Genomic DNA, 10,152 nt, shown 5'->3' on the forward strand with positions numbered 1-10,152 from the left:
TTAGATTATAATCAAAAATTTGCGATGCGTTGCCATCGCGGCTTTAAAAAAGCTAAACCAGAAATTATAGAGATGTTCGAAGAACAGCTAGCGAAACAACAAAGTACGCCATCCTTGACTGTGTGACGTGTGTCGTTATGAAGAACAATAGGCGGATGGGCGAAATAATGCTTTATCTAGCACCATCCGCTTACGGGATGGTATAACGACACAAGTGTTTCTAAGTTCTCATGGGGCGGGACCCCGAACCCACCTCATAAATCACTAAGAAACAGCCCCACAATCAAGGACAAGCAGCTTCGCTGTGGCTGAGCGTTTAAATATATTTCTAATTTTATACAGTAACTCTGGAACTACAATGGAGAGGTTTACACAAAATTCTTGACACTACCTAACTCTCAGAAACACTCTGGCTATTTAAAGTTCTATATTTCAGCTATTAGATAATTTTCAATATATCATAATGTTAGTCAATCCACAATAAAATTGAGCTTAGGAGTTCGATACTTTGACTCTTTAAAAATACTCATTACCCCTAATCAAAGCTACTAAAAAAGCCCCGAAAATATGGACCACCTAATTTAATCATAGGCATGTAGTCTTTTTCTTCGATAAAATAGAAGTATCAATAATAGGTGGCAGCTAAAGTGATTCTTCAACAAACAGAAATGATGTTAAGTACGTATTTAGAAATTTATGATAATGTTGTGTCTAATGTTTCAGATATTGATATTGTTGAACGCTCTAAATACGATACGTTATTTAATTTTTTTGTATGGCTCTTTAGGAGTCAGTTATCGAGTCAAGTCCTTTAACCAAATTTCGTAAATTACGACTAAAAGATATCAATTTACTCGACTTATTAATCAATAGAATCGTAAGAATTGTGATTGAAATCGACATTTTAGTCATATGATTATTGTTGATGCCACACATGCAAAGACACGATATAACCAAAAACACCCTAAAGATATATTGATAGAACACTCTAAGAAATGACGTAAAGCTGTTTATACATTTTACTTTATAATCCAGGGATTGTTTTGAAAATATTAAACACATGCTATATGAAAAAGCAAATCCCCCTCTCTTATGTCTAATAATGTTCTATCAAGTGTATTTTCAAAAAAATTCATGTACATTCGTTAGGTACATGAATTATTCCTAAAAATCACTAATAATCGCATTTCAATTTAAAAATACACACAGTCTCACTTTATTGATTTTAATAGTGGGGATATACCTTTTCTATTAATACTTACAATAGAAAAGAAACCGACATGTTTCAGCTCTTTATATCAGCTGAAACATATCGGTTTTAATTTTAATATCGATGGTTGATCTTTATAATAATATACTCAATTAACCGCCGCTATTGATTTTCTTTACCACTCACTGTTTATTCTTTTTGAATCGCAAGCCAATCCAAATCATTGCACTCATACCTATCAGAACTAAACCAATCAACACTAAATTAAAAGTCTGTGTTGCCGTATCCGGTAGCGTATCTCCTTGACTTAGTGATTCATTTTTACGGTTAATTATATTAAAGCCATCAATTTTTGTAGTATATCCTTCCACTGGTTGTTCATCTATCGTATACACATATGGAATCCCAGCTTCATCAAATTGAGGAACATCATTGATTTGATATGACCAATTATTAGATGCATCAACAATGAGTGTTTGGTATAGCTTATCATTCTGATACACTTCAACCGTAATCGTCTCTGGACGATCACTGCTTTGGTCACTTTCCCACATTTTTCGTCCCTCTAAAGTTACTATTCCTACTCTTACATTAGTAATGGTAAAGCCTGTTTCGGCTTTGCCTGTAATAGAATGTACACGATATCCTTCCGGTACATTAGACTCTTCGACCGTATATTGATACGCCACACCTTCTGAATCAAATTTCTCTAAAGAATTAAAGGTATGTGTCCAATCGCCCTCTTCATTTAAAGTTATTGTTTGATGTGGTTCTTCTGGATTATCATTTCTATATAAATCAATACTTATCTCATTCGGTCTACTTGCTGACGCGTCATCATCAAGCCATGCTTTTGTGACCGTGATATCGCCCAATTCTTGTCTTACATTTGTGATATTAAAGCCATCGATTATGGACTCGTAACCATCGACCGGTTCCTCTTCTATTCGGTAAGCAATGGCTTGTCCGTTTTCATCATAAGCCGCTAAATCACGAACAAGATACGTCCAATTCTCTTCTGCTTTCATCGTTACTATTTTTACAGGTTCATCGTTCGCATAAAGCGTTACAGAAATTTCAGCTGGTCGATTTAGGTTTTCGTCATCAAGCCAACCTTTTGTTATTTCAATATCACGTAATGCCGTTCTTGTATTTGTAATATTGAAGCCCGACACATCTGATGCATAGCCAGGTACATCCTGCTCTGTGACGCTATATTGATAAGCTTTACCTACTTCATTAAATACTGGTAATGACTCAAAAACATATGCCCAATCACTTTCTTCAGTGACATCAACCGTATCGTACACGACTGTGTTACCATCTACTGTTTGTAACAGATTAACAGTGATTGTTTCTGGCCGGTTATCTTCATTATCATCTTGCCATGTTTTTGTGCCTGATACAGATGTCTTATCGTCTCGTAAGTTGGTAATAACAAACCCACTCGACGCATCTCCCGTGATTTCCTTAAGCACATAGCCCTCAGGTACCTCGCGTTCTTCAATGGTGTACTCATATTCAACACCCTCTTGATCAAAACGCTCTAACCCGGTAAATGCGTGGGTCCACGTGTTAAAGTTTTCTTCTAGTGTTGCCGTACGTAACGGCTCTTTTAGATTATCATTACGGTATAAGTCAACCGTAATCGAGTCCGGTCGCGCTGACGTGTCTTGGTCATCTAACCATGTTTTTGTCACATCAATCGCAATTTCTTCAGTTATCGTATTGGTAATCTCATAAGTTTCTGAATCAATTTCTTCAATAGACGTTGAATATCCTTCTACAGAAACTTCTTCAACAGTATAACTGAGCACTTTACCTTGTGCATCATATGTTGGTAGGTTACTAAAGGTATGCGACCAATTATCTTCTTGCCCGATGGTAGCCGTACGATAAGCATCTGTCTCGTTGTCACTTCTAAATACGTTTAGCGTAATCGTATCTGGGCGATTACCTGTTGCGTCAGAATCATCTTGCCATATTTTATTTACCGTAACGTCTGTCGTACCTGTTCTAACATTTGTAATATTAAAGCCATCGATCATGGACTCGTAACCATCGACTGGTTCCTCTTCTATTCGGTAAGCAATGGCTTGACCGTTTTCATCATAGGACGCTAAACCTTCAAACACATAGGTCCAGTCCTTACTTGATAGAAGCTTAGCCGTCTGAAATGCTTCGTCATTTTTAAACAATGTAACCGATACTTCATCAGGACGACCTGGGTTGTTATCATCCAACCAACCTTTGGTTACTTCGATATTTCGTTGTTCACTTCTTGTATTGATAATATCAAATCCGTCAGTCTCAACGGCATAACCCGGTACATCTTGTTCGGTTACTTGATAACTAAATGCTGCTCCGACATCATTAAACGCTGGTAATGCATCAAACGTATATACCCAACCCATTTCTTCTGTGACCTCGACAGTATCATACACGATTTCGTTGCCATCTAATGTTTGCACTAGATTAATGGTAATTGATTCTGGTCGGTCATCTACATCATCATCTCGCCATATTTTTTCACCAGATACTGTAGTTTCTTCACTTCTTGTGTTCGTGATAACGACATTTCCATCTGATTCAATCACATCGGTACTGTAGCCTGACACTGGAACTTCAACAACTTGATAAACGAACTCTCGACCTTGGTCATCGTATTTTGGTAAATCAGTAAATTCACCTGTGTTCCCTGACCCTATCTCAATTTCAGCAAATGAGCTGTCTGGGTATTCCACAGCATCATATACCTTTTGGTATACCTCAACAGTAATGGTATCTGGACGTTTAGCAGTCATTGTAGTATCGTTCCATACTTTTGATACCGGAATACCAACCGTGTCAACCAATCGATTAACTAACTGATAACCGTCTGCCTGATTACCGTTTACTTCTACAAACTCATAATTCGTAGGTACTTCTACTTCTTCGACCGTGTACTGATATTCTGTACCATCTGGTGCATACCGTAGTAAGTTTTCAAATTGATATGTCCAATCTGCTGAACCGGTTAAGGTAACAGGTGTACCAATCGGTGTTTCCCCTCTCATTAGCTGTACATCAATTTCCGTCGGACGAAAACCTAAACGATTTTCATCATCTAACCACACTTTTTCAACTTCTACACTACGCGTTTCAACATTGGTAATTGTAAAACCATCTACTTGATTACCCGTCGTACTCTCTTGTTGATAACCCGTTCCTGGCGCTACTTCACGAAGTGTGTAAGTATAGGACGCTTCTTCAGCATCTACCACATCTAAGGATTCAAACGTCGCCTTCCAATCGTTATCTGAAGTTAATTGTTTGGTTTCTCCCGTTGCGCACCGTTTCTGAGTAGTTCTATCGTGACAGACTCTGGTCGATTATCCACATTCGACTGATCGTTCCATACTTTCTCAACATCGATTGAAATACGTTGATAGTTTCTTACCTCTACCTCTACCTGGTCTTCATCATGTGGGAAATTTAGCGTAAATGAACTTGTTCCCCAATAGGGTTGATAACCAGACAGTGGTCCTGTTTCAACAAAACGATATGTTCCTGGACGAAGGTCATCGATAATAATTTCTCCATTTGCATCTGTCGAATGCGTCGTTGTTTCATAAGTGCCACCATTAACCAGACTGATCGCTTCTAACTGAAACTCAACATTCTCGAGATTATCAGTGGTGTCACCATCTACTTTAACTAATTTTACCGAACCTTTGATAATGTCGTTACCAACATTCCCTAATGAAATCCCTTCAGTTTCAGTCACGCCAGCATCTACCGTAAACGGATCAGATAGATAACCACCGGTTTGAATGGTGTAACCGTCAGGTGCCTGTGTTTCTCTTAGTTGATAAGTACCTGCGGGCAACCCGGTGATACTAATATTCCCATTCTCATCTGTCGTTATATTTTCATAACCTGTAATTTTTCCACCACTCGTATCTTCAACATCAAAAATTGCCCCAGCAAGTGCCGTGCTTGTTTCAGCGTCAACCTTTTTCAGTGTGACATTCGCATAAGGCGCATTCTCTACCGTTTCCCGGATCACGCGTGCGTTATGAACATCCCCTAAGGTCACTGTTATCTCAATCGGTGTACTAGATGAAATATAGCCATCTGGCGTCTTTGTTTCTTTTAATTGATAGGTGCCTGGTTTTAAATCATCAAAAGTCACTTTCCCACTTTCATCTGTCACACCTGTTCGTGGAGATGAATCAAGATCATAGTCACCGTTTGAATAGGTCAGTTCAAATTCTGCACCTGGTAACAACTGACCATTAATTGAATCTTGCTTTGTTACTTCAATGGCCGTTGTTTTTACATTATTTTCGAACGGATCAGAAGAAATGGTTACAGTATCCGCTGACACCGTATTTAATGGAATCGTAAATGCGATGGGGTCACGCTCGCTTAAAGTAAAACCATTTGGAGCGCTGGTTTCTTCAATTGTATAGTTACCTGGACGTAAGTCACCTGTTTCAATCAAGCCATTTTCACCTGAGGTCACTGTCCGACCAAAGCTAATCCCGTCATCGGTAGATTCTATTCTAAATCTTGCACCGGCTAAACCATTATTAGCCGTATCTAGTTTATCTGCATCAATCTTTCTCATTTCACCCCTGCCAGGAATTAGTTCATTTTCTACAGTCAACGCATCCGCATCAATGTCTAAAATGATATGGTCTTCCTTAATGGTAAAGGAATATTCATTGGTATTCGCTTGATAGTTAGCTATAGGCGTCTTTTCTTTAAAGTAATAATCGCCTGGAGCTAAATCTTCGAGATAAATTTCTCCTGATGCATTTGTTGTTAAGTCAGTTTCAGTAAAGCTTGTCACTTGTGTATCATCAGCTTGAAACAGTTCAAATTCAACACCTGCAAGTTTATCATTTGTTGTACCATCTACTTTTGTTAGACGAACGTCACGTTTTATTTTATAGTTTTCAACGGTGACGTCGGGATTATCGACCGTTCCCGCATTGCTATCTACCGTCACTACTCGCGTATCCCCTACGGTTCGGTCAATCACATAACCATCTGGTGGTGTCACTTCTTTTAACTGATAGTTACCATACAGTAAGTTGACAAAGGTTAGATTGCCTGCTGAATCCGTCGTGCCTGTTCTTAACAGCACCTCACCAGACTCGTCATACAATTGGAACTCAGCGCCTTCCAGTAAAGTAATATCTTCCGCATCAACTTTTTTAATCACTAATGAACCAACCTCACCCGTGATTGAACCAGAAATGCTATTAAAACTAATGGCTCGGTTTACTGAAGAACCACCTGTATTTTCAACGACTTGATCGCCACTAATGGATAAATCATTACCGATATTTCCGTCACCTTTATAGAGAATGTAGGTATCATATGTTAGTACATAGGCTTCTTCAATCTCTTGTTTGTCACCTTTAAAGGTGATGGTAAATGATTCTTGGCCATTTTCCGCTGCAGAAAACTCAAGATCATAATCAGTACCTTCCTCTAAAGTTGCGCCTTCATTTTTCACAATATTATCTGCGGTTGCAGTCGTCTCATAAATCACAAATGAATCTTGGACAAGTGATTGATTAATGCTCGGTGTATCTTTAATTACCAAATCATTTAATAACGATTGGCTACGATTGATATTGACAGTCCAATTAACAATCCGACCATTATCAGTGTTTTGTTGCCCTTCTTTCGTGGTATATTCCCCGCCAAACCTCGGACTTACTGATGCCTCAAGGGTTGCCGGTTCACGGTTAGTACTCGATACTGTTGCTGTATTTTCATAAGTTTCGGCTACTTGTTGATCTTTAAAATCCGTCGTAAAAATAATCACGTAACCGGTTGTAATATCACCAAAATCAACTTCAAAACCCGGTTCTGTTAAATCAGATATAGTGAACTCACTTGTTACCTCTGTTCCAAGTTCAAACTCATTGGCGCCTGGCGTTAAGTTCATTTGATAAACTTTAACATCTTCCTTAGTGAAGTTTTGATCACCAATAAGCGAGTCGGTAACCTTCACTCCTTGAAGATCTTCTTCATTGTAGTTGACCCCAATTGTCCAAGTCATTTCTTTCGATGCCACATTATAACTCCCATACTTAAAACCGTTATTTCTTGTGAAATCATCTGGGTTAAAAGCAGCGGTTGCTTTCTTTTTCACGCTTGTCTCTTGATTTTCAGGAATCCAATCGACTGATGCATCGTTTAGATAGCTCGCTTTAACCAAACCTTCAGCATCTCTCTCAACAGCGTTATAGTCAATATCAGTTCGGTAAGAAAGCGTTACTCTCTCCGTAATATCACCATTAAAATGAATGGTGATGTATTGATTATTCGTATCATTCGTATCATAAGTGACATCATAGTCGCCATCGTATCCTTCTACAGACAATGTGTCTGGTTGAAATGTGAAACCGACAGGCAGGGTGTCTTTAAAGATTGTCTCCTGCATTAATTCCTCATCGCGGTTAATCGTGATGGACCAGTCCGTTGTTTTATCCTGATAATTAGCGCCGGTATTGTTTTTTATTAAGATACCTTGGCCTATGCCTTGATTTCCTCCGGCCGTATTTTCAAAATCATCTGAGATCGTGTTCGTTACTTCTGCATCATTCTCAACACGATCAATCGTATTGGTACGATACTTCAATTTAAAAGCACCGTCAATGGATTCATTAAATTGAACAGTGTAACCATTCTCATTCTCTGTTAGTGTGTAATTCTCATAGAGGGTCTCGCCCGTTTCCTCACCTGTATCTGGGTTGATCGATACCTGGTATATTTCAAATGAGTCGACATCTAACGTTTGATTCACGTTTCCAAATTCATCGATAAGTGTGGCTCGTCCTTGTGGAATCGTTTTTTCATCGTAATTATATTTGACTTCCCAATCAATCGTTTGGGCAACATCATCATAGTTACTTGACGTTTTCGCAAGTGGGTTCCCCCTTGTTACGGCCACCGTTGCATCCGTTGTCAGATTTAAATCATCTGCACCTGTTAAAATCGCTCCATTTTTATATTCTTCCCCAACACGGTCATTTACTTCTGTACGATATTCAATCCGATAAGCTGAATCAATTTCTCCCATATCTAAATTAAAGCTTTTAGCATCAGTTGCTACATCGAGTTGAAAGTTATCATTAAGAACCGCATCAGTTACGTCGTTCAGCGGCTCTTGCACCGAACCATCTGCATTTACTGACAGGGCGTAAACCTTAAACGAATCTGCGATAAACGTATGATCCCCTTTGGGAATTACATCCGTTAACTGGGTATCTGTGATTGTTTGTAAATTTTTATTTACATCGACAGTCCACGTGATAAATTCTGTATTGTACCCTCGATTCCCAATGCCTTTTTTATCAAGGCCGTTCTCATCTGGTTTAAATGAGATTGGAAATTCTAAAGTTGCTTCTTCACCAAAAGGGAAAACAAGTGTATCTCCTTCAGCTGGACCATTATAATTATCATCTATGTTTGCTTCTAGTTGAATCTGGCCAGTAATATTTGATTCGGTCGTAATTATTTCATTAAAGGTAATGACGATGTCGTTGCCTTCTGTATAGAATGAACCAAAAACTGTCCCGTCACCACGCTTTAACTCCGCTGCATTCGTTTCTGATATATTCGGAATCTCAAACATTGATGGCACTGTCAGTTTATAGAAGGCACCGGTGCCATAACCATGCTCATTGACGAGTTCAAAGTCATATCTTAGTTCTAATACGGTATTACTATATGGCGGTTCAATGTTAAGTTCTGTACCATTTTCAAGGACGCTACCATCTTTTTTTACTGTTGTGTTCACAATAAAATCAGTCGTGATTTCCGTATTCATCGCTGCAGCCGTTGTTGAGAAAGCTGCTGTTTCTTCTGATACTTCTTCAGAAGGCGGTTCTTGAGCTAATCCCGCAGCATTAAATATGATCGTTCCTGTTTGACCGCTTGCCTGTTCGTTTGTTGTCATCCTTAATGTTCTATCTGTTTTAACTATGTATTGCCCGACACTTTCTCCCCCGTTTCCTGGCAACATGTCACCTGTTTGATCAACTGCTACTTCAATATTTTCTGGGAGCGTTAACGTTTCTTCATAAGGCACTGTTGTATCAACATCACCAAGCCCAAAAGTCAGTTTAATCTGACCTTCTCCTTCTGCTTGCTCAATTGGGATTTCCTCTTCTTGCGCATTGATAAATACCATTTTCTCAACAATTGTCTCACTGTTTGCTGACTCCGCCAATACTTGCGGGAGCATCAAGCTACTTGATAATGTGTTGATAAGTAACACAAACAACATAAATGTACTGATTGTTCTCTTCATTTTAAATCCCTCCATTTTTAAATTTAAGTATTATCCCTCTCATTAATCCTGACCATTTTCAATCTTAAATTAAAGATACAAAACACTATTCACAATTTATATACCCGAAAACAATATGGAATATTTTTTGCGATTATTTTCCATATATTAAACCCACACCCATCACTTTTTATAAAAAACGATAAAAAAAACCGACCAAAATTAATAGATCTGTTGCGCTACTCGCTCATTGTTTATAAAGCGCCCAAATTAAATAAACAAGTCAATGCTTCTTATTAGCTACTATATTTTGTTAATTATATTATAATAGCTAAAGTGAAAAAATTCAATACTTATCAGAATATTGAACCATAAAAAACTCATAATTTAAGAATGAGTATTAGCTTTAAAGAGTCACTTCGGATGAGAATTGCTATCGATAACACAAATGTATTTTTAATTATAAATTATAAACTCAACTTTCGCAGTTCAAAAATGACTGCTAAACTTAGTGATTCTAAGAACATTAGTTAATTAAATACTCATGTTGCTTTTAAAAAAATATAAAAAAACACCACTCCTGTTTGGTATAATTGAGTTAACCAAAACACAATAACATACAGAAGAGGTGTCTCCTATATGATAA

At 38.0% G+C, this 10,152-nt stretch carries 2 protein-coding genes, 1 pseudogene and 1 riboswitch; of the genes and pseudogenes, 1 reads left to right on the plus strand and 2 read right to left on the minus strand.

Annotation, left to right across the window (positions count from 1 at the left end; genetic code table 11):
* The first annotated feature begins 647 nt into the window (after positions 1 to 647).
* Positions 648 to 815 (plus strand): hypothetical protein, encoded by a 168-nt coding sequence (locus BM098_RS14015; RefSeq protein ID WP_159430196.1) that lies wholly within the window; start codon positions 648 to 650, stop codon positions 813 to 815.
* A 577-nt stretch (positions 816 to 1,392) separates the two neighbouring features.
* Here the strand turns inward: BM098_RS14015 and BM098_RS13885 are convergent.
* Positions 1,393 to 1,764, minus strand: coding sequence for a Cna B-type domain-containing protein (locus BM098_RS13885; protein WP_268762409.1), 372 nt, complete (start codon positions 1,762 to 1,764; stop codon positions 1,393 to 1,395).
* A 35-nt stretch (positions 1,765 to 1,799) separates the two neighbouring features.
* Positions 1,800 to 9,542 (minus strand): annotated as a pseudogene (locus tag BM098_RS12530) (Cna B-type domain-containing protein); the annotation flags it as partial.
* 183 nt (positions 9,543 to 9,725) lie between these two features.
* A riboswitch (cyclic di-GMP riboswitch) is annotated at positions 9,726 to 9,809 on the minus strand.
* Positions 9,810 to 10,152: the final 343 nt, after the last annotated feature.

Source organism: Halolactibacillus halophilus (genome assembly GCF_900115605.1).
In the GTDB taxonomy this organism is placed as follows: domain Bacteria; phylum Bacillota; class Bacilli; order Bacillales; family Amphibacillaceae; genus Halolactibacillus; species Halolactibacillus halophilus.

Bases quoted from the DNA above. Each gene is read 5' to 3' on its own strand.
- BM098_RS13885 (WP_268762409.1), bottom strand. From the start codon at position 1,764: ATGTGGGAAAGTGACCAAAGCAGTGATCGTCCAGAGACGATTACGGTT.